A 20,869-nucleotide genomic window follows, 5' to 3' on the forward strand; every position below is an offset into this window, starting at 1 on the left:
CCCCTCAGGAGAGCAGATCGATCCGCTCTCCCACGCCGCGTTGTCCGGCGCGTCGATAGGCGAGCCAGGCCAGGGCGAGATCCTGCCAGGGAAGCCCGACGGGGGCGTAGACGGTCCGTGCTGTGGCGTCGGCGCTGCCAGGGTGCTCGTCGAGAAGCAGCTCGCCCAGGGTGGCCTCGGCGGCCGTGGCCGGAAGCCCGGCGGATGCCAACGCTCCCATGGAACCGACGAGTTCGCGGTCGTCGACCACGACGAAGGCGGCTGCGAGCAGGTCCGTGGCGAGTTCCCGCTTGCCGGGCTCGTCGGCGCCCAGCGAGGTCAGGTGCTGCCCCTGCCGGGTGTCCGCGAGGTGCAGCAACGGTGTGCGTGACCACGTCGCCAGCAGGAGGACGTCAGCGGCCGAGGCGACAGCCGCGGGAGAACCGACGGCGCGTCCGCCGTGGCGGGCGACGAAGGCGGCGGACCGGGCCGGATCGGTGTCGTGGACGACGAGTTCGCGAAAGGTCCGCATGCCACGCAGCCCGCGGACCATGAGTTCGGCCTGCGCGCCCGCGCCGATCACGCCGAGTACCGCGTCCCCGCCCGGGTCGGGCCTCGCGACGACATGGGTGCCCAGGGCCGCCGCGAGCCCCGTGCGCCAAGCGGTGATGGTCGCGGAGTCCAGCAGGGCGAGGAGTTCCCCGTCGTCACCGCTGTGGAGGCAGATCACGCCGCGCAGCGCGGGCCGGGCCGCGGGGAACTTGGCGTTCACCTTCACCGTGTACGCGTTGACGCCGGGCAGCAGTCCGGGGATCAACGCGGTGGCTGTGCCGGGGAACGGCAGGTCGGTCCGTATCCGCTGTCCCGTCGCCGACCAGGGGCCGGCGCTGCGGAAGCCTTCTGCCAGGGCAGCGGTGCAGGACGCGGGGTCGAGGACCGCCTCCAGATCGCCGCGGGTCAGGATTCGGGTCATGCGCCCATGCTCCCAGTCCGCCTTCCCGCGGGTGGAGTCGACGTCACCGAGAGGGCGGTGACCGTCAACGCGCGCTGGGCTCGGCGCCGTTCGACGCGTCCGGGTACGAGATGGCGCCCTGGGCGACGGCGCACAGGGTCTCGACGCCGTCGCCGTCGACAGTGGTCAGTTCGCAGCGGCAGACCGCGCGCGTGCGGCCGGCGCGGATCACGCGGGCCTGGGCGCGCAGGAGTTCGCCAGTGGCCGGGCGCAGGTAGTCGATGGTGAATCCGGCGGTGAGGGGGTTGCTCCCGGTCGCCGTACCGGCGGCGAAGGTCAGTGCGTTGTCCGCGGCGTAGCTGAGGACGCCGCCGTGGACGTATCCGTACTGCTGGCGCAGCTCCTCGCGGATGTCCAGCTCCAGCGTCGCCTCGCCGTCACCGAAGGACACCAGTCGGGCACCCAGCAGCACGCTGAAGGGCTGGGCGGCCAAGACCTTTCGGGCGAAGACCAGGTCCGGGGCGTCGTTCACGTTCCAGCCTCACTTCTGTATCAGACATCACTTCATCACGTGATCAGTGAAGTGTGGATGCTGCCAGGCCGTACGTCGTGTGGCAACAGGAAGCAGTGACGGACACGTCAATTGGCCGACTGGGAGACGATCTTGGAGACTGGGCGGGAACGCGCCGGATGGGTCAGCAGGGGGAGAACGCCGTGAAGGAAGTCATGGACCGCGCACCGTTCGAGGAAGAGCACCGCGCGGCGGTCGCCGCCATCGAACTGCTGCGACAACTCGCGGTGGAGCAAGGCGGCGTCGAACCGCCGCTGCCCCGCGACGACAAGGCCGTGGGATTCCTCGGACGTACCCATCGCTCCCATTGGCCCCGCCGGACCGGCTGTCCCGAGTGGCTGATCGAGGCATGGCGACGCTGCGACTACCCGGTCGACGACCCGCGCGCGCCGCGCCGCACCGCTCCCGCCGATCGTGACCGGCTGCTGCGACAGCTCCGCGACGAGATAGGAACGCTGGTTCCTCGCTGGTCACTGAATCTCGTGATGGGCGAGGAACTGTCGGCCGCCTACCTCGACGGGACGCTCACCCCGGCGGAGATCCTGGCCGTGTACCCGGCACGGTGGACGATGCCCGTCCGCGAGAGGTGCGAACACGGGTGTCTTCGCCGCGCCTTCGAACGCGCGCTGTGGGCCCACCTCAAGGCCTCACTCGGCGCGGACACCGATGCCTGGCTGCGGCTGCTCACGGTGGTCGACCAGATCTGCGCGCCCGACGCCGACGGCCCACTGGCCCTCCTCGACTGGCCGGATCTGGTGAAGCGATCCCAGGACGTCGACTCGGCTGACCCCGAACGCTTCGTACCCGCCAAGGATCTGACGGCCAAGAAGGTGTGGGACGTACTCTTCAGGGCGCAATGGTGGTGGCCGGCGGGCGAAGTGCTACGACGCTGCGACGCCGACACGCTCGACGTCCTCATACCGGTGCTGCCCGCCGGTACCCGCCTGGCGCTCGCCCAATACACCGTGGCCATGCGGCACGGCACACCACGCGGAGTCCTGGAACATCTGCTGCGCAGCGATGACCGAGAGGCTCTGCGGGCCGTGGCCGAGGGCATCGACCTCACTCCGCGAACCGCCTTGCGCCTGCTCACGGTCGGCGACCCGGACATCCATATCGCCGTGCTGGGCGCGCACTTCTGCATTTACCCCGAGGAACATGTCGCGGCTGTCACCGACCCCGCGGTGCCGCTCGCACCGTTCGTCGACCGCATTTCGTGGAGCGCCCTGCCCGACTGCCTCCACGCCATCGAACCCGAACTCATCGAGGCCGCGTTCGCGAGCAGCCACCAGCCGAAGTTCAAGATGCCGGAACAGTTGACCGGCTGTCTGAACCTGCTCAGGCAGGGTGGTCCGGCACGGCTCTCGGCCTTGCTCGCCACCGGCCGGGTGTCGCCCGGCGTGGTGCGTATCTGCCAGAAGGCACTGGCCGCGCCCGACCCGCTGACGGCTCTGGAGGCCCGAGTGGAGCGGGAGTTGACGACACCCAAGCTCGTGTCACGGCTCCGTCGCGTGGGTTCGAGAGTCAGTCGCACCGACCGGCTGATGCGGATCTTCTCCCGGCCAGACTGGGACCTCCTGGAGGCCGAACACGCCCGCGAACCGTTCGACCACTGGCCGCAGATGATCAACCGCAAGGCCACCCCGCCGGACGTCGCCGCGCGGCACGCCGACGCGATCAACGTGGACTTCCGCAGCCATCGCCCGTACGGCGACCACCCCGAGGTGGCCCGGGGCCTCCTGCGCTCCGGACTGGGCTACGGCGCCCACATGGACCGGGCGACCCGGCGACTCGAAGACCTGCTGACCGCCGAGATGATCAGCGCCGACGACCTCATCCAGGTCGCGGGGGTCGGCCCCTGCGTCCTGCGCTACCTCGGTGAGGCGCGCCACCGGCCGGACGCGCCGCCCCAGGTCGCGGAGGCGGTCGACAAGCTCGCGGAACTCGTCCGAACGTGGTTGCCGGTGACGGACGACGCGGCCTGGCAGCGGCTGTACACCCGACTCGCGGGGCTCGACCCGAGCGGCCCAGAGCGCGGCACGATCCATGACCTCCTGACGACCGTGTGACCGGTCGGCCCCGCCCCGCGCCGACCTCTCGGCCGACCGAGGCGGACGCCGGGCGCGGGCGGGGCACTCACCGCCCGCGCAGCAGATCCGACATCACGGCAGGCGGCAGCGACGGATTGGCGGCTGCCGCCTCGACCACCTCCCGGTCGCCGTCAGCGAGGAGTTCCACGATGACGGGAGGCGGAAGCGCCGGGTGACCGGCCGCGACGGGCCTCGCCCGCTCGTCCGCCAGACAGGCGACCAGCGCCGAGGCCGTCGCACGGTGGTGCCGGGCGATCTCACGGAACGCCCTCGTCGCCGACGGCTCGTGCCGGGCCAGGTCGTCCAGCAGGGCCGGGGGCGCGTCCGGATTGGCCGCCACCCTGGCAAGCACCCGCACACCGTGTCGGTCGACCAGGGCGCGCAACCGCGCTGCGGACAGGCCCGGGTGCGAGGCGATGGACTTCGCCACCTTCGCGTCGCGGTCATGGGCCAGCAACTCCCGTACGTCGGACGGCAGATCACGACGCTGGGCCACGAGCATCCGTGCGGCCGGGTTCGCCGAGCGGGCCAGCGCCTCGACCTCGGTGGGGGAGGCGGAGGCGATCCTGGGCACCAGCACGGTGCCGATCTTGGTGGTGGTCGCGAGACGGGTGAGCACGTCGAGCGGTATGTGAGGGTTGAGCGCGAGGCCGCGTCGCACATCGGAGGAACGGTCCCCGGCCAACTCGCGGATCAGGGCCTCGTCGATCGCGGGGTTCTCGGCAACGTCGGCGCGGACACCGGGCACGGGGTCCGCGGCCAGTTGTCCGTAGACCTCCGGGGGCAGGTCGGGGCGGGCGGCGAGGGCCCAGCGCAGCAACGTGGAAGGGTGGTCCGCGAAGCCGACGACGGCTTCGACGGGCGTCGCCGGGTTCCGCAGCGCCGCGTGTCGGATCGCGTGCACGGTGGACTCATGGGAGCCGTCGCAGGAGGCACCCGGCGGCAGATCGCAGTCGAGCCGCGGGCAGTGTGGATCGTGCGCGAACGGAGTCTCCTCGCGGTCGCAGACGAGGCAGCGCCGCGCGGGAGGAAGCCCTTCGCCGGTGAGCAGGGCCGCCAGCACGGCCGGGGGCGTGGCCTCATTGACCGCCACCGCGCGGCGGACCTCAGTGTGCGGATGTTCCGCGAGCCCGCCCGCCACGTCCGGTGCGGCCCACAGCGCGAGTTCCGCGACCACCCGTACGTCTGTGTCCGCGGCGAGCGTCTGCACCACGTCGGGCGGGAGACCAGGGCAGGCGGCCAGCTTCTCGCGGTGCTCGACGACAGGATCCGCCGCGAGCAGGCGCACCCACTCCGGGTCACCGGCACCTTCGTCCAACAGCGCGAGCGCGGCGTGCGGTTGAGCCGTCGGATCGATGTCGAGGGCGGTCAGCCGTCCCTCGCGGGCAAGCCGCGCGGCGCACTCCCCGGCACGCGAGGCCAACGCGACCGCCTGCTCATGGCTGAGGTCCGCGCGATCGGCCAGCCGGTCGGCGATGTCGACGTCGGTGTCGGCGACCGCGATCAGACGGTCGACCAGTTCGGAGGGGAGAGCCGCGTTGGCGGCGAGCCCGAGAAGGACATGGTTCACACGGGCATCCTGCCTGGACGATGACCGGGACGCTCAAGGGTTTCGACGCGCCGTTGAACGAATGTGCGGTTCTCACCGTAGCCGCAGGGCAGGGCCTGCCCTCATAGAGTGCAGCCGGTCCGGGGCGCCGGACCCGGTGACATCGTGGCGACGGAAGGGAGCGAGGCCGTGATCCTGGTGACGGGAGCTACGGGAACCATCGGACGTGAGGTGGTCCGGGCCCTCCGCCAGGAGCGGGACGTGCGCATCCTCGCCCGGGCCCCCGCGCGCGTGACCGGGGCCTCGCCGCGCGCCGAGATCGTGACAGGCGACTACGCGGACGGGGCCTCCCTCGCCCACGCGCTCACCGGGGTGCGCCGCGCGTTCCTGGTCACCAACCGCATCGGCGACGACGACGAGCGGTTCGTCCGGGCCGCACGGGCGGCCGGGGTACGACACGTGGTGAAGCTGTCCGCCGCGGCCGTGAACGACACGGGCGCACAGGACCTCATCACCCGATGGCAGCGCGCCACCGAGCACCTGCTGCGCGACTCCGGCCTGGAGTGGACACTGCTGCGCCCGCGCTCCTTCATGTCCAACTCCCTCGCGTGGGCGGCCTCGGTGCGCGAAGCGCGCGTGGTGCGCGCGCTCAACGGCACGTCACGCAACGCGTGCGTCGACCCGCGGGACGTGGCACAGGTGGCCGTGCGCGCGCTGACCCAGGAGGGGCACTCCGGCCGCGCGTACACCTTGACCGGACCCGAGGCCCTCTCACCTGTCGATCAAACACAGGAACTCGGGCGGCAGTTGGGGATCGAGTTGGCCTTCGAGGAACTCGCGCCCGACGCCGCCCGCGCGCTCCTCGGCAGAAGGTACCCACCGGCTGTCGTCGAAGCGTTGCTGGAGAGCGCGCGGCGTCAGGAGCGGAACGCCAAGTCCGGCGTCGAACCAACGGTGTTCGAGGTCACCGGCAGACCCGCCAGGTCGTACGCCGACTGGGTCACGGACCACCTGTCAGCCTTTACCGCTGCTCCTGCCGCACAGTCAGCAGCGCCGCCACCTCCGCACCACTCGACGCGTTGATCGTGGACTGCGGCCGTGCCGGGGCATGGCGCAGGAACACTCCGGCATGGGTACCGCCGAACACGAGGGGCGCCAGGACGAGTTCGCGTTCGGTGGCCGACGGTGTTCCCGGGAGCCGGACCGTGGCGGGGCGTTGGCGGGCCTGGAGGATGTAGCGCTCGTCGGCGTCGGCGAGCCGGGTCTCCAGGAGAGTGCGCCAGTCCCGCTCGTTCAGGGCGGCCCCGAACGCGACGTTCTTGCCGCCGTAGGCGGAGGCGGGCTTGCAGATCAGCCGGTCGCGGTCGGTGAGCGCGCGGTCGAGAGTGTCGGGGCGCAGCCGGACGGTCGTCGGTACGCAACGGGTGACCAGGGCGCGTTCCTCGGCAGTCAACAGGCCGGTGAACTCGGGGTCGTGGAGCAGCGCCAGGTTGCCCTTGTTGTCGTACAGGGCGGCGGCGGGGGACCCGATGAAGTCCACCACGCCCGCGCTGTCGAGTTCCATGAGGCGGCGGGTCAGGGCGGGCGGTACGAACGCCTTCGTCTCGTGCCAGGTGTACGCGGTGAAGACGGCGTCGATCGGTTCACCCTCGAACGTGATGCCTGTGTCGTCGAGTTGCAGGTCAGCGACGAGGCCGCAGTGGACGTGGTGGCCGGCGGAGCGCAGCATGTCCACGAAGAAGCGGCGCCCGCCGTCGAGGTCCGCCGGGTCGGCCGTGGCCTCGAACACGCGCAAGGGTCCCGCGCCATGGGCCCGGACGAGCCCGGCGAAGACCTCCAGCCAGATCTTCGCCGTGTCCGGTGCGTCGAGGGTCAGTCCGCGTTCCGCGAGGAAGGCGGCGTAGGCCGACTCGCGGGTGGCGGCGGTGTACGGGGCGAGGGTGCTGAGGCCGCCCAGCGAGGTGGCCACGTTCAGTTCGACCAGCTTCAGGCCGTCGTCGGTCAGCACCAGATCCGGGCGCATGAAGGCGGTGGCGACCCGCCGCAGCCGAGGCCGACGGAGCGCGTCGGTCATGAGCGCCGCGTCCTCGGCGGGTACGCCAAGGTAGGCGGCCCATGCTTCGAGGTCGTCGCCGAAGACCCTGCGGGGGAAGCCGGAGATCAGCTCGGCCAGGCGCAGTCCGGCCGTCGCGGTCTCCGCCGCGGCCTCGGCGGTGAACACCTGGGGCGGGTAGGCCGATTGCCAGTCGGGCCGCTGGAGCGCCTTGCCGAACCGCTCCCGGTCAGGCCCGGCCTCCGGTCCTCGCGCGAAGTCCTCCCATGCCGCAACGGCCCGCGCGTCCAGCCAGGACCGGACGTTCACGACAGCTTCCCGGCGGTACGCAGGGCCGCCAGCACGGTGTCGACGGCCTCGGAGGAGCGGTCCTCGCCGGTGGCGAGCTGGTGGTAGCTCAGCCCGCCGGGATTGACCATGTTGACCTCGATGACGTACGGGTACGCCATGTCGATGCCGGAGTAGAAGACCCCGAGGTCCATCAGCCGCTTGCCCAGCGCGCGCACGAACCGGTCCTCCTCCTCGGTCAGTTCGAGCTTCTCGAAGCGCGCGCCGAGGGTGGCGTTGGAGCGGTTGTCGTGCTCGGGGTGGAAGCGCAGGAAGCCGGAGACCGGCTCGCCACCGGCGATGATCACGCGCTTCTCGTTCTCGCGGACGTTCGGGATGTACTCCTGGACGGCGGCGTGCCGCTTGGCCATGCCGATGATGTCGCGGCCGTAACGCCCGTACCGCGAGGCCGCGTTGCCGGTGGCCGTCCCCAGCAGCGCCGAGCGGTTGCGGTCGTACTTGTTGACGACGAAGACATCGGCGCCGCAGCCGTCGTTGGTCGGCTTGACGACCCAGGAGCGGTCGGGGTCGGACTCGACCAGGTTGTTCAGGAAGTCGAAGTCGTTGGTCACGTACGACGTCGGCAGATGCTCGCCGGGCACGATGGCGACCAGGTTGGTCTTGGTGTTGAGGAAGAACAGGGCGGAGGCGTCGTTGACGAACGGCACCCGCTGGTTGAGCAGCCACAGCAGCAGGAAGGAGTCGTTGCCCGCCTCCGGGTGCGTGCCCGCGAGCACCCACACGAGGTCGAACTCCTCGGCGGAGGCGGCGGTCTCGCTCAACGAAGGGAAGTCGCCGCCGGAGGTGAACTCGTCGGTGACCTGCATACGGTCGCAGACGACGACGGAGTCGTGCACACCGAGGGTGTCGATGTCACCGATGTGTACCTCGTGGCCCTCGCGGTAGAGGGCGCTGGGGATGATCGAGTGGTTGTCGAGTGCGAACGAGGAGGCCTCGGAGACGAGGACGAGGATCTTGTACGACACGATGGGCACCTAACGGTTCGAGGGGAACGGGCTGCGGGCGGTCAGGCGGTCAGGCGGTCAGGCGGTCAGGCGGTCGCGGTGAGGGTGCGCACCGCGCGGGCGAGGTTGGTCTCCAGCTCGTCGCGGGTGCTGCCGGTGGCGACGACGAAGCCGTGCCGGTCGCCCGACTGGCGGACCTCCGGCGGCCGTTGGCCGGGCTCGACGGTGATGGCCACCTCGGCGACACCGGGCAGCGAGGCGACCAGTTCGGTACTGATGCCCGGCATCGGGACCGTACGGTCGAAGGTGACGAAGCGAATGCCGGCCACTCGCCGCTGGGTGGCGGCCGGGGGCATGGGCAGGCCGAGGACGGTGGCCATCGTCTGCGCGAACACGTCCTCGTCGAGGGCGAGGCACAGCAGGTCGCTGATCCGGTCGCCGCCGGGGCGGCCGTGCGACTCGATGAGGCGGGGGCCGTCCGCGGTGAGCATGATCTCGGTGTGCGAGGGCCCGTAGCGGTAGCCGACCGCGTCCAGCATCCCGGTGACGAGGTCGCGGATCGCCGCCTCGGCCGCGGCGCCGAGTCGCACCGGCATCGTGTGTCCGGTCTCCACGAAGTGGGGCGCGCCGGTGGTCGTCTTCTCCGTGAGCGCCAGGATGCGGTGTCCGCCGGGCGTGCTGAGCGCCTCCACGCTGTACTCGGCGCCGGACAGGAACTCCTCGACGATGTGCGGGGTGTTGAAGCGCAGGGCGGCGAGGTAGCGCTCGGTCTCCTCCCGGTCGGCCAGGTGGCGCACGCCCGAACTGCCGGTGCCGTCCACGGGTTTGACCACGCAGGGGTACCCGATCCGCTCGATGGCGGCGGGCAGCTCGTCCTCGGCCGTGCAGGTGAGGTGGGTGACCGGGGCCCCGGCCCGGTCGCCGACCACGGCCCGCAGCCGTGCCTTGTCCTTGAAGGCGGCCAGCGCGTCGGGCGGGTTGCCGGGCCAGCCGAGGCGGTCGTTGACCACAGCGGACGCCGTGGCGCCCACCTCTCCGAAGCCGAAGCAGCTTACGGGGGAGGGCAGTTCGAGGGCGCGCAACTGCGCCACGAGTGCGTCGAGGTCCCTCGTCCAGGGGGTGCGCAGGACGGGTTCGGGGGCGTTGTCGGGCAGGGGAGCCTCGGGGTCCGAGACGACGATGATGGACAGGCCGAGCTTCTGGGCGGCGGTGACGACCAGGTCGCGGGGGTTGAGGAGGACGGCGGTGGGCTGGATGTCAGGCATGCTGCGGGTGCACCTTCGGTAGGAGGAAACAGGTGGCTGCGGCGACGAGGGAGAACACGACGAGCACCAGCCACAGGCCCGTGTCACCGTGCAGCGTCTGCAGCAGATAGCCGCCCAGGCTGGAGCCGAGGAGGCTGCCGACCGCTCCGGCGGCGCTCATCGTGCCGAGGGCGAGTCCGGTGCGTCGGGCGGAACTGACCTTCACGGCCTGCTCGTCCAGGCTGGGCGCGATCAGCATCTCGGCGACGGTGACCGGCAGGACGAACGCGAACAGCGAGGACCATCCGGCCAGCGGGATGAACACCGCGTAGGCGCAGGCGAAGGCGACGAAGCCGACGGCGAGCAGGGTACGGGTGGTGGCCTTGCCGAACACATGGTGCAGCAGCGTGTACTGGAGCAGGACGCACAGCACACCGTTGAGTGTGAAGACCACCGAACTCGCGCCGGTGCTGCCGGTCAACTCCTTGGCGGTGATGGGCATCAGCACATTGAGCTGGCTGTAGATCGCCCAGAACGCGACGCCGAGCAGACACAGCGGCACCCAACGCCAGCGCGCCCACTGCGGTGTCGCGGCGGCGGGCGGCGCGTCCTTCGCCGCCGCCGTCGTCGAAGTCGGTTGATCGGAGCGGTCGTTCGCCGCCGGGCGCAGGGTCAGCCGGAGGCCGAGGAGCAGATGGGAGAGCACACAGGCGGCGAGGATGTAGGAGAAGCCGAGGGGATAGACGGCCGCGCCGAGCGCCGGTCCGGCGACCACGCCGACGTTCACGAAGGTCGAGCGCAGCGCGAGCATCTCGCGCGGCTCCACACTGTCCTCCCGCACCAGCAGCGTCTTGATGGTCAGGCCCAGCAGGGAGCCGCCCACGCCGATGGCCGCGATACCGGAGACGAGCGGGACCAGTCTGCCGCCGTCCCCGAGCGCGAGCAGCAGATACCCGACGATCCGCAGCGCGAAGCCGCTGATGAGCACCGCGCGCGGGCCCAGCCGGTCCACGATCAGCCCGCACACCAGGGAGAAGCCCTGGCTGCAGAACGCGAGCAGCCCCACGAGGAAGCCCACCCGCCCGGCGGGCAGGCCCTCGGCGGTGAAGTGAATGGCCAGCAGCGGCAGGAACATGAACGTCGTGAGCCCGGTGACGAGCACGGCCAGCAGCAGCGCGCGCCCGTCCGACGACGTCCGGCGCCAGGTCTTCATGACGTGGGGACTTCTTCCAGGTGCTCCATGAGCCAGGTCTCCGCCTGGAGCAGCCGCTGCTCGACCTCGGCGAGATCACGGCCGCCGACGATGACGAAGCACAGGAACGAGGTGCTGTTCTGCGCCACCGCGCCCGGCGCGAGCTTGTCGTTGACCTCGTAGTGCCGCACCCACGGGAACGGTGGCCGCTGCGGGGCGCGTACGGGGCGGCCCTGCGGCAGGATCGAGAGGGAGCCGTGCACCTGGGCGGGCGCGGCGGCCGGCGGCGGATCGACCGGCAGCCCGCAGGACTGGCGCAGCCAACTGCCGTGCAGATCCACGCCGTAGGTGAGGCGCGTGAGCGCGGGGATACGGTCGCCGCCGACCCGGGAGGCGATCTCGCACAGCACCAGTTCGTCGTCGGGGGTGTGGAACACCTCCAGGTGGTACGCGCTGACCTCGGGGGCGTCGAACGCCTCCAGCACGCGGTCGAAGAACTCCTCCAGGCGCCGTGCGAACGGGTCCTCGGGGTGGAGTTGGATCGAGCCGTTGTTCTGCCCGGAGAAGACCCCGAGGCAACTGCGCACATAGCGCGAGGAGGCCACGAATCGGTACCCCGGCGCCAGTACGGCGTCCACGTGGTACATCGGCCCCTCGACGAACTCCTCGACCATGAGGTCCTCGCGCCAGTGGCGGCGGCTGAACTCCAGCAGGTCCTCCGCGCCGCGCAGCACGGAGATGTCACGGGAGCCGCCCTGCTTCACCGGCTTGACCACGACCGGGTAGGCGTGGGCCGCGATGAAGTCGGTGAGGTCGACGATCGTCTCCAGCCGGGCGAACTCGGCCGTGGGCACGGTGCGTCGGGCGACCTCCTTCATCACGGCCTTGTCGCGGAAGGACAGCGCGCTGCCCGAGGACTGGCCGGGGATCTTCAGGTCCTCGCGGATCCGGGCGGCCCGTTCCAGGTCGTACTCGTTGTCCGTGATGAGATGAGTCAACGGCTGCTCCTCGGCGAGCTGCCTGATCCGCAGTTCCGGGTAGGGGACGAACTCGCAGTCGGGCACGTACTCGTAGTGGGCGAAGCTCTCCGTGTTCGCCAGCTCGTGGTGGCTGAACACATGGAGGCGGCCCGTGAGTTCGGGCAGCATGGCGGCGTAGTCGCTCTTCGGGCCGTAGTTGATGACAGCGACGTTGGTCATGGAGTTGGCCTCACAGTGGGATACCGGGCTGATGTCCGGTGGGGGAGTGCGGGTCGTCCGGGGCCGGGCGGATGCCGGTCGCGCGAGTACGGGCTCAGGCCCGCAGCGGGTAGACCGGCAGGTCGTCCTGGACGTCGTACGAGCGCCGGGTCCAGTCCATGGCGCACCAGGGGCCGGTCATGTCGGCGAGGTCCGTGATGATCCGGGGGCGGTAGTCGGGGTCGTGCTCGACGGGGCCGTCGGGCGGGAAGACCCGGTCGACATAGCGGTGTCCGGGGTCGGCGGCCAGGAACACGATGGGCCCTCCGGTGGGCTCGTTCGCGCGGACATGCCTGGCGACCTGCCAGCCCGCCCCCGCCGAGAGACCCGCGAAGACCCCTGTGGTGGACAGCAGGTTGCGGCAACCGGCCGCGGAGACATCGAAGTTGATCCAGTGAACGTCGTCGTAGGCGCGGTAGTCGATGTTGCCGAACCGGATACCGCTGCCGATACCGGCGATGATGAACCCGTCGAGCGGGATGGCCTCCGAACCGAAGGAGCGGCTGCCGAAGGGCTGGATGCCGATCACCCGGGCGTCACAGCCGGACTGGCGCAGATAGCGGGCCATCGCACTGGTGGAGGCGCCCGTCCCCACCCCGCCGACGAGCGTGAGGTCCTCCGAACCCAGCTCCTTGACCACGGAGTTGGCGACACTCTCGTAGCCGATGTAGTGCACGTCGTCGTGGTACTGCTGCATCCAGTACGCGTCCGGGTTGTCCTTCAGATAGGCGTGGACCAGCCGGACCCGGGTCTCCTGGTCGTGCTGGAGCCCGTCGTCACCCGAGGGCGGGACCTGGGTGTAGGTCGCCCCGAGGTACTTCAACTGGGTCCTGATGGCCGCGTCGACCGCGATGGACGCGAAGATGTGGCACTTCAGGCCCAGTTCACGGCAGACCAGCGCGAGCGCGTGGCCGTAGATACCGCTGGAGCTGTCCACCAGGGTCTGGCCCCGGCGGATGACGCCGCGGTCCAGGAGATCCCTGACCGCCGCCCGGACCGAGGTCACCTTCATGACCTCGAAGCGGACCACGTAGATGTTGTTGCCCAGGTCTATGAGATCCGGTTCCGACAGCTTCTCCGCGAATGAGGTGTACACCGCTTCCCTTTCCCTCGTGGCACAGCCGGTCGTCGACAGCCGAAACGTAGGAAGAGGCGGTACCGGGGCATTCCCGATCCGTTCCCGGAGCCCGTCGGGAAGGATTCCGGAAGGCGATGCGGAGGATTCCGTCCATGACGAGACTTCAACTGCGCGCGATATCCGACCAGTTCGATCCGCCCCGCCTCGAACAGCGCGTCTGCGACGCGGTCCTGGAACAGGCGGAACAGCACCCGGACCGCCCCGCCGTGATCTGCGGCGACGACACACTCTCGTACGGCGAACTCGTGGCGTCCGCCTCGGCGTTGGCCCATACGGTCAGCAGAGACGGCCCCCATGCCGGACCCCGCCGGATCGGGATCCTGTCGCATCGCACGCTCGCCACGGTCACCCAGGCACTGGGCGTCTGGCTGTCCGGCCGGTCCTTCGTCTTCCTCGACCCCACGGCACCCGAGGCCACCGCCCGGCACATCAGGTCCTCCTCCGGGGTCTCGGCCGTGCTCGATCCGCTGACCGGACGGCAGCGGGCGTACCCGCGGGAGAGCGCCGATCCCGTACCCGTGCCGGACGACGAGGCGTATGTGCTCTTCACCTCGGGCACCAGCGGCCGAGCCAAGGGCGTGTCCGTCTCCCAGGAGAACCTGGCCGTCTCCAACGCCGCGCGCCTCGCCGTCTACGAGGGCTTCGGCACCCCCGTCTTCCTGCTGCTCTCGCCGTTCCACTTCGACTCGTCGGTGGCCGGTGTCTGGGGCACCCTCGCGGCCGGCGGCACGCTGGTCGTGGCCGGGGAGGAGGAGCGGCGCGCCCCGGAGGCACTGGTCGGACTCGTCGCCCGGCACAAGGTGACGCACACCCTGACGGTGCCGAGCTTCTACGCCGAACTCCTGCACACCGTACGGGAGAACGAGCGCCTGGCCCGCGACCTGGCCGCGCTGCGGCTGGTGGTGTGCGCGGGCGAGTCGCTGTCCCGGAGCGTCATCGACCAGCACTTCGCGCTGCTGCCCGCGGTCAGCCTCGGCAACGAGTACGGGCCCACCGAGTGCACCGTCTGGTCCACCTACCGCGTCTACGACAAGCCCGCCGAGCCCAGCATCGGCCGAGCGGTCCCGGGCACGACCGTCCACCTCCTGGACCAGCGGCTGCGCGAGGTCCCGCAGGGCGCGGTCGGCCAGATCGCCGTCTCCGGCCGCAGCGTCACCCAGGGGTACGTCGGCAACGAGCGGGAGACCAGGACCAAGTTCGTCGACATGGCGACCGGGACCGGGCGGACCGTACGCGTCTATCTCACCGGCGACCTCGGCCGCTGGTCGGAGCGGGGCGAACTGGAGTTCGTGGGACGGCTCGACAACGAGGTCAAGATCCGCGGCGTACGCGTGCATTTGGAGACGATCGAGGAGGCGCTGACCGCCCACCCCGGCATCGACTCCGCCGCCGTCGCCCACGACCCCGACACCTCGACCTGCTACGCCTTCGTCGTCAAGGAGGCGGGCACGGCGGCCGACGCGCAGGTCGACGCGGCAGCGGTGCGCCGGTTCGTGACCGAGACACTCGGCGGCGCCGTCGTCCCCGACCAGATCCTGTTCACCGACTCCCTGCCCCGCTCCGCGCACGACAAGATCGACCGGGCGGCCCTGCTGGCGACGGCGCGCACCGCGACCGCCGAGGCGGCCCCCGCCACCGCCGTCGGCGCGGACGGCGCCCTCGCCCAGCGCGTCGCACAGGCCTGGGAGCAGATCCTCGGCGTCCCGGTGCGCGAGGGCGAGTCGGGCACCTTCTTCGACCTCGGCGGCAACTCCCTGACCATCCTCAAGCTCACCCGCGCCCTCGGGAAGATCGCCGGACGGCCCGTCGGGGTCAAGCAGGTCTACCGCTGCGGCACGATCCCCCAGCAGGTCGACCTGCTGACGCGGTCATGAGGCGGCCCCCGGCCGCACCGGCCACCGCCATCAGGGCACTTGACCCCGCGCAGAGCACGGATCCCGAGGACCCGCGCCCGGCCGTACTGTGCTTCCCGCACGCCGGCGGCTGCGCCTCGTTCTTCCGGCCCTGGCAGCCCCTGCTGCCCACGGCCCGGGTCCACGCCGTGCAGTACCCGGGGCGGGAGGACCGCGTCCTGGACGAGTCACCGGCCGACCTGCGCGCACTCGCCGAGGCCGTGGCCGAGGAGATCCTCATGAGCGGCGAGCGGTACTCCGTGCTGTTCGGGCACAGCATGGGGGCGTACGTCGCCTTCGAGGTCGCCTCCTGTCTGCGCGACGCCGGAGCCGAGGCGTCCGCGCTGGTCGTCTCGTCGGCCGCCGCGCCCGCGCTGCGGCCACCGGTCCCGTACGAGGACACCGCGGACGTCCTGCGCTACCTCGAACGCTACGAGCCGCTGAGCCCGCAGATCCGGCAGGACGAGGAGCTGCTGGAGCTGATCCTCGACTACATCAAGGAAGACCTCCGTCTCGTCGCCCACTACCACGAGCACGTCGGCAAGCGGATCGACGCGCGGCTGGTGGCCGTCGTCGGCGAGGACGACATCCCGGAGATCCGCGCCCGGTTCCGGCCGTGGGGGCAGCACACGGACGGCGTGTTCGTCCCGGTGGTGACGCCGGGCGGGCACTTCTACCTGCGTGAGCGCCCGCCCGTCGGACTGATCGCCGCCGAACTCGCCCGGCACACGCGGTACACGCATCCGGTCGGCCACCGTTCCTGGGAGAAGGCATCGTGAGCGACACCTGCCACACCACTGTTCCCCACACCCCCCACAGCAGCGACACCCGCCACAGCAGCGACACCCGCCACAGCAACGACCCCCGTCACGGCATCGACGACATCGCCCGGCTCCTCGACGGCGAGACCTACCGGCACGGCAATCCGTTCGCGCTCTGGCGCTGGATGCGGGAGAACGCGCCCGTGGTGCGGCACGAGCCCGGCGTCTTCCCCGGCTTCTGGTCGCTCACCCGGTTCGACGAGGTGAAGCGGGTACTGCGGGACGCCGAGACCTTCAGCTCGTCCTCCGGCATCCTGCTGCGCCCGCTGGCCCAGGGCGAGGACCCCGGCAGCAACCGCACCCTGGCCCTGTCCGACGCACCACGCCACCAGGCGCTGCGCGGCGCGGTCGCGGGCTGGTTCGCGCCGAGGAACCTGCGGCGGCTGTCGGACTTCCTGGACTCGGCGGCGCAGGCGGCCGTGCGGTCGGCCGTCGAGGCCGGGCGGATCGACTTCGTCGGTGATGTCGCCGCGAAGCTGCCCCTCGAAGTCGTCTGCTCGTTCCTGGGCATTCCCGACGAGGACCGGCCGTTCCTCGTGGAGTGGTCGACGGACGCGTTCTGCGCCGGCACGGCCGAGGAGCGCAGCATCGCCCACCTCCAGATCCTCGACTACTTCGGTGAGTTGGTCGAGCGCCGCCGCGAGCGACCGGGCGAGGACCTGGTCAGTGTGCTGGCCACCCTGACGTACCAGGGTGAACTCCTGCCCGTGGACGAGGTGGTCCTCAACTGCGACAACCTCCTGGTCGGCGGGACCGAGAACGTACGGCTCGCCATGTCCGGCGGCATGCTCGCCCTGCTGCGGAATCCGGACCAACTGGCGCTGCTGCGCGGTGACTTCGACAACCTGGCGGGCACCGCGATCGACGAGATCCTCCGGTGGACGTCGAGCGCCACGCACATCATGCGCCGGGCGACCAGGGACGTGGAACTGGGCGGGCGGCTGATCCGCAAGGGCGAACTGGTCGTGTGCTGGCTGACCTCCGTGGACCGCGACCCGGCGCACTTCACCGACCCCGATGTCTTCGACATCCGTCGCGGCCCGAACCGCCATCTCGCGCTGGGCGCGGGCCCGCACTACTGCGTGGGCAGGCAGTTGGCGAAGCTGGAGATCCGGGCCGTCCTACGGGAGTTCCTCGCCCAGGTCGACGAAGTGACCCTCGACGGCGAACCCGAGTACCTGGACTCCATCGTGGTCAACGGCCTGCGCTCCCTCCCGCTGCGGCTCACCCCCGCGGGCCCGGTACCCGTCCGGGAATCGATCGGGAACGGGCCCGAGGACCATCCGTGCTGTCGAAGCCGATCAGGGTCAACAGCCCTCAGTACGAAGGTGGAACCATGACGCTCAGCAAGCTCGCCTCGGTCGTCGGAACGGTCGGCCTGGCGGTCGCCGTGGGGTTCGGTGCCGCCGCGCCGACGCACCTGGCGCGTCCGGCACACCCCTCGGCCGCCGAGCGGACCCTGGCCAACGGGACCGGCCCCGCGATCCACGTCCCCTGACCGGGACCGGCCCGTGCGGAACCCGTCAGACCATCAGCGACGCGTTCATCGGCACCCCCATCTCCTTGAAGAGGTCGTAGGCCCGCTGCCGGTGGACCCCGGACTGCCGGAAGTCGCCCATGCCTTCCAGCACTTCGGCCATCTCGTTCAGGGCGCGGGCGATCTCCATGCGGTAGTCGACAGCGACCGCGTGGCCGTGCGCGCTCGTGTGCAGGGCCAGCGCCTTCGGGTAGTCACCGCGCCTGCGGTGGAAGCGGCCGAGGACGTTCTCCACGGTGGCGTTGCGCGTCGCCGTGCCCTTGGACCGGATCATCCGAAGGGACTCGGCCGCGTACTCCGTCGCCCGCTCCACCGCGCCGACCCCCTCACTCGCCTCGGCGGCGAGTGCCAGGGTGAGGGCGAGGTTCTCCGGCATACGGGACTCGTCGCCCAACTCCAGTGCCCGCTCCAGGGGAACGAGCGCCGCCGCGGGCTGCCCCATGCCGAGCCGGGCCGTCGCCAGGTCGGTCAGAGCGATGATCTCCTCGCCGCGCGCCTCGGAGCCCTGGCACAGCAGCGCGGCGCGTTCGGCCGCCGCCGCCGCGTCCTCGTACCGCCCGAACCAGGCGTACACGGTGCTCAGATTGCACCACGCGTAGGACCGCTGGCGGCCGTCGGGCAGCTCCTCGTGCAGGGCGACGGCCTGCTCCAAGTAGCGCTCCGCCGCGCCGAGATGGCCGAGGCAACTGTGCAGCAGCCCCAGTTGGTCGAGACAGATCGACTCAGGCCCTCGCTCACCGTGGCGCCGCGCCAGCTCAAGTGCCTCGGAAGCGGCGGCGATCCCCTCCCGGAACCGGCCGAGCTTCCACAGCACGGCCGACAGGTTCGTCAGACTCAGACACAGCGTGCGCGGCTCGCCCAGCCTGCGGGCCGCGGCGACCGCGACGCCCGCGGCGTGGAGGTACTCCGCGAGGTAACTGCGCGAGTTCAGATGGAAGATGAGGTTGCGGGCGAGATGGACGGCATGGTGGTGGAAGCCCTCCCGCTCCGCGCGCTCGACCGCGCCGAGCAGCATGACGTGCTCCCGGTCGAAGAACTCCTCCGCCCGGACCGCGTCCCCCAGCCGGGGTAACTGGAACGTCGTCGCCGCGGTACCGGAGCGGTCACCGATCCGGGCCCGCCCCGGATACAGCGTGCGGCAGGCGGTCTCCGTCACCGCCAGGCAGTAGTCGAGCAGCCGCCCGAACGCCGCCCGCTCCTCCCGCCGTTGCCGCCCGAGCAACCGGCGGGCGAAGCTGCGTACCAGGTCGTGGAACGCGTACCGGCCGATCTCGTACTGCTCGACCAGATGCATGTCCAGCAGGTGTTCCAGCAGGTCCTCGGCCTCGCGCGGCCCGACACCGAGCAGTGCCGCCGCCGCGAGCGCGTCGGTCTCCGCCCCGGGATGCAGCCCCAACAGCCGGAAGGCGTCCTGCTGTTCGTCGTCCAACGCCTGGTACGACAGACGCAGCGTCGCCTCCACGCTGTGGTCCCCGGACGTCAACTCGTCCAGCCGCCGGGCCTCGTCGCCCAGCCGCTCGACCAGATACCGCACGGTCCAGCGCGGCCGACTGCACAGCCGGGCGGTGGCGACGCGCAGGGCCAGCGGCAGCCGACCGCACAGCGCGCTCAACTCCGTTACGGCCCGCGGCTCGGCCGCCGCGCGCTCCGCGCCGAGCGCCGCGCTGATCAGCTCCAGGCTGTCCGACGGCGACATCGTCCCGAGCGACAGCCAGTCGGCGCCGTCCAGCCCGGCCAGATGGTTCCGGCTCGCCACCAGGACCAGACAGCCCGCCGACGCCGGGATCAGCGGCCGGACCTGCGCGGCGTCCAGGGCGTTGTCCAGGACGAGCAGCAGTCGGCGCCCGGCCAGCGTGGCGCGCCACAACTCGACCCGCCCGTCGGTGTCGTCGGGGATCCGCTCGCTCGGTACGCCCAGGGTGCGCAGCAGCGCGCCGAGGACGGCGGCCGGGCTGCGGGGCCGCTCGCCGGGGGTGAAGCCGCGCAGATCGGCGTAGAGCCGCCCGTCCGGGTAGCGGTCGGCGAGGCGGTGCGCGGCGCGGACGGCCAGGGCGGTCTTGCCGCTGCCGCCCATGCCGTCGATCGCCACGATCCGTACGGCGTCGCCCTCGGGCGGCTCGGCCAGCTCCAGCAGGCGGCGCAACTCGCGCTCCCGGCCCGCGAAGTCGGTCAGATCGTGCGGCAGCGTGCACGGCGCGGTCACACTCTGCGAAGCGGTTGTCGACGGCTGCTCCGCAGGCGCGGGCTCCCTCTGCTCCCGTATCGCCGGTGCCACCGCGGCCAGTTCGGGACTGTCGCGCAGAATCCCCTCGTACAGCCGGGTCAGTTGGGGACTGGGATCGATGCCCAGCTCCTCGACCAGGAGGTCCCGTACCGTGCGGAACTCCTCCAGGGCCTCGGCCTGCCGCCCCGAGCGGTACAGCGCGACCATCAGATGGCCGCGCAGGGTCTCCCACAGCGGGTGCTCCGCGATGAGCTGCCGCAGATCACCGAGCAACTCGCCCGACTCCCCGAGCGCCAGCCGGAGTTCGACCAGTTGCTCCACCGCCGCCAGCCGTCGCTCCTCCAGCACGGCGGAGGCGGCGGCGATCACCGAACCGCCGCTGCCGCCCAGGACCGGGCCGCGCCACAGCGCGAGCGCGGCCCGCAGCAGATCCGCCGCCTCGGCCGTACGACCGCTCTCCTGCGCCTCGCGCGCCTGCCGCAGCCGTAGCGAGAACCGACTGAGGTCGAGGTTCTCGGGGTCCACGGCCAGGCGGTATCCCGGCCCCTCGGTGACGAGCAGGGAACCGCCGTCGGGGATGCGCTGGCGCAGATCGGCGATGGCCTTGCGCACTTGGTGCTCGGCCGTGCGCGGCGGGCTGTCGTCCCAGGCCGCGTCCACGAGCCGGGAGACCGGCACCATGCGCCCCGGCTCCAGCAGCAGCGTGGTGAGGACACGGGTGGGCACGGGCCCGCCCAGCTTCAGCCAGATGTCGCCGACCGTGACCTCCAAGGAGCCCAAGACGGCGAAGCGAACATCCCCACTCACGCGATCCCCCATCGTCACTGCCTCGCCCGAGGTCCTGCGCACCGCCACGCGGCTCATCGCAGCGTAGGGGCGCGGTCCGCGGTCGCATGCAAAATGCGCGCACGCTCGCGAACGCAACTGCGCCCCGGACGAGTTGCGGGCGACCGTGCCCCTGACGGTTTGCGAGTGACGGCGCCCATGCGGCCCGCGGATGCGCGAACCGGACAAGGGACGTGCGCGTTCATGACAACATACCAGCAGCCCGGTTTTCTAACATGATGGTGTCCTTCACCCGCCCCGCCCCGTGCACC

Annotated in this window: 16 protein-coding genes; 6 read left to right on the plus strand and 10 right to left on the minus strand. The window is 71.2% G+C overall.

The window, feature by feature from the left end; genetic code table 11:
- Window positions 1-4: 4 nt before the first annotated feature.
- Together ACZ60T_RS13815 and ACZ60T_RS13820 are read right to left on the minus strand one after the other, a co-directional pair.
- Entirely contained in the window at window positions 5-952 is a 948-nt protein-coding gene (locus tag ACZ60T_RS13815) for an ornithine cyclodeaminase family protein (protein ID WP_469666027.1), read from the minus strand.
- 64 nt (window positions 953-1,016) lie between these two features.
- Window positions 1,017-1,463: a PaaI family thioesterase gene (locus ACZ60T_RS13820; RefSeq protein ID WP_469666029.1), complete on the minus strand. Its 447-nt coding sequence runs from the start codon at window positions 1,461-1,463 to the stop codon at window positions 1,017-1,019.
- Window positions 1,464-1,657: 194 nt separating this feature from the next.
- On the opposite strand from ACZ60T_RS13820, the gene ACZ60T_RS13825 reads away from it, so the two are divergent.
- Window positions 1,658-3,571: a hypothetical protein gene (locus ACZ60T_RS13825; protein ID WP_469666030.1), complete on the plus strand. Its 1,914-nt coding sequence runs from the start codon at window positions 1,658-1,660 to the stop codon at window positions 3,569-3,571.
- Window positions 3,572-3,638: 67 nt separating this feature from the next.
- On the opposite strand, the gene ACZ60T_RS13830 is transcribed toward ACZ60T_RS13825, so the two are convergent.
- Window positions 3,639-5,162 carry a hypothetical protein gene (locus ACZ60T_RS13830; protein WP_469666031.1) on the minus strand — a complete coding sequence of 508 codons (1,524 nt, stop codon included), beginning with the start codon at window positions 5,160-5,162 and terminating at the stop codon, window positions 3,639-3,641.
- 168 nt (window positions 5,163-5,330) lie between these two features.
- Here ACZ60T_RS13830 and ACZ60T_RS13835 point away from each other — a divergent pair, with 168 nt between their 5' ends.
- Complete coding sequence (locus ACZ60T_RS13835) at window positions 5,331-6,224, plus strand: NAD(P)H-binding protein (protein ID WP_469666088.1); 894 nt, start codon at window positions 5,331-5,333, stop codon at window positions 6,222-6,224.
- Here the strand turns inward: ACZ60T_RS13835 and ACZ60T_RS13840 are convergent.
- The 6 genes from ACZ60T_RS13840 to ACZ60T_RS13865 form a co-directional block, all read right to left on the minus strand.
- Window positions 6,163-7,503, minus strand: a complete 1,341-nt coding sequence (locus tag ACZ60T_RS13840) for an ATP-grasp domain-containing protein (RefSeq protein ID WP_469666032.1) — start codon at window positions 7,501-7,503, stop codon at window positions 6,163-6,165. The two genes, ACZ60T_RS13835 and ACZ60T_RS13840, sit on opposite strands and share 62 nt — an antisense overlap.
- A complete protein-coding gene (locus ACZ60T_RS13845; protein WP_365627270.1) occupies window positions 7,500-8,507 on the minus strand; it encodes an ATP-grasp domain-containing protein in 1,008 nt (335 codons plus the stop codon). The genes ACZ60T_RS13840 and ACZ60T_RS13845 overlap by 4 nt, the downstream gene beginning before the upstream one ends.
- A 65-nt stretch (window positions 8,508-8,572) precedes the next feature.
- A complete protein-coding gene (locus tag ACZ60T_RS13850; protein WP_469666033.1) occupies window positions 8,573-9,751 on the minus strand; it encodes an ATP-grasp domain-containing protein in 1,179 nt (392 codons plus the stop codon).
- On the minus strand, window positions 9,744-10,943 hold the full coding sequence (locus tag ACZ60T_RS13855; protein ID WP_469666034.1) for an MFS transporter: 1,200 nt from the start codon (window positions 10,941-10,943) through the stop codon (window positions 9,744-9,746). The genes ACZ60T_RS13850 and ACZ60T_RS13855 overlap by 8 nt, the downstream gene beginning before the upstream one ends.
- Complete coding sequence (locus ACZ60T_RS13860) at window positions 10,940-12,121, minus strand: ATP-grasp domain-containing protein (RefSeq protein WP_469666035.1); 1,182 nt, start codon at window positions 12,119-12,121, stop codon at window positions 10,940-10,942. The genes ACZ60T_RS13855 and ACZ60T_RS13860 overlap by 4 nt, the downstream gene beginning before the upstream one ends.
- 94 nt (window positions 12,122-12,215) lie before the next feature.
- On the minus strand, window positions 12,216-13,256 hold the full coding sequence (locus ACZ60T_RS13865; protein ID WP_469666037.1) for a pyridoxal-phosphate dependent enzyme: 1,041 nt from the start codon (window positions 13,254-13,256) through the stop codon (window positions 12,216-12,218).
- Window positions 13,257-13,390: 134 nt separating this feature from the next.
- Between ACZ60T_RS13865 and ACZ60T_RS13870 the strand changes: the two genes are divergently transcribed.
- Genes ACZ60T_RS13870 through ACZ60T_RS13885 form a run of 4 tightly spaced genes read left to right on the plus strand, consistent with a single transcriptional unit; the run spans window position 13,391 to window position 17,509 of the window.
- Window positions 13,391-15,172: a non-ribosomal peptide synthetase gene (locus tag ACZ60T_RS13870; RefSeq protein WP_469666039.1), complete on the plus strand. Its 1,782-nt coding sequence runs from the start codon at window positions 13,391-13,393 to the stop codon at window positions 15,170-15,172.
- Window positions 15,169-15,969 carry a thioesterase II family protein gene (locus ACZ60T_RS13875; RefSeq protein WP_469666040.1) on the plus strand — a complete coding sequence of 267 codons (801 nt, stop codon included), beginning with the start codon at window positions 15,169-15,171 and terminating at the stop codon, window positions 15,967-15,969. Before ACZ60T_RS13870 ends, ACZ60T_RS13875 begins: the two co-directional genes overlap by 4 nt.
- The gene (locus ACZ60T_RS13880) at window positions 15,966-17,351 is read left to right on the plus strand and encodes a cytochrome P450 (protein ID WP_469666041.1); all 1,386 of its coding nucleotides are present in this window, start codon (window positions 15,966-15,968) and stop codon (window positions 17,349-17,351) included. Before ACZ60T_RS13875 ends, ACZ60T_RS13880 begins: the two co-directional genes overlap by 4 nt.
- A complete protein-coding gene (locus tag ACZ60T_RS13885; RefSeq protein ID WP_469666042.1) occupies window positions 17,348-17,509 on the plus strand; it encodes a hypothetical protein in 162 nt (53 codons plus the stop codon). Before ACZ60T_RS13880 ends, ACZ60T_RS13885 begins: the two co-directional genes overlap by 4 nt.
- A 25-nt stretch (window positions 17,510-17,534) precedes the next feature.
- On the opposite strand, the gene ACZ60T_RS13890 is transcribed toward ACZ60T_RS13885, so the two are convergent.
- Entirely contained in the window at window positions 17,535-20,579 is a 3,045-nt protein-coding gene (locus tag ACZ60T_RS13890; protein WP_469666043.1) for an AfsR/SARP family transcriptional regulator, read from the minus strand.
- Window positions 20,580-20,869: the final 290 nt, after the last annotated feature.

Source organism: Streptomyces sp. NPDC104371 (assembly GCF_055583785.1).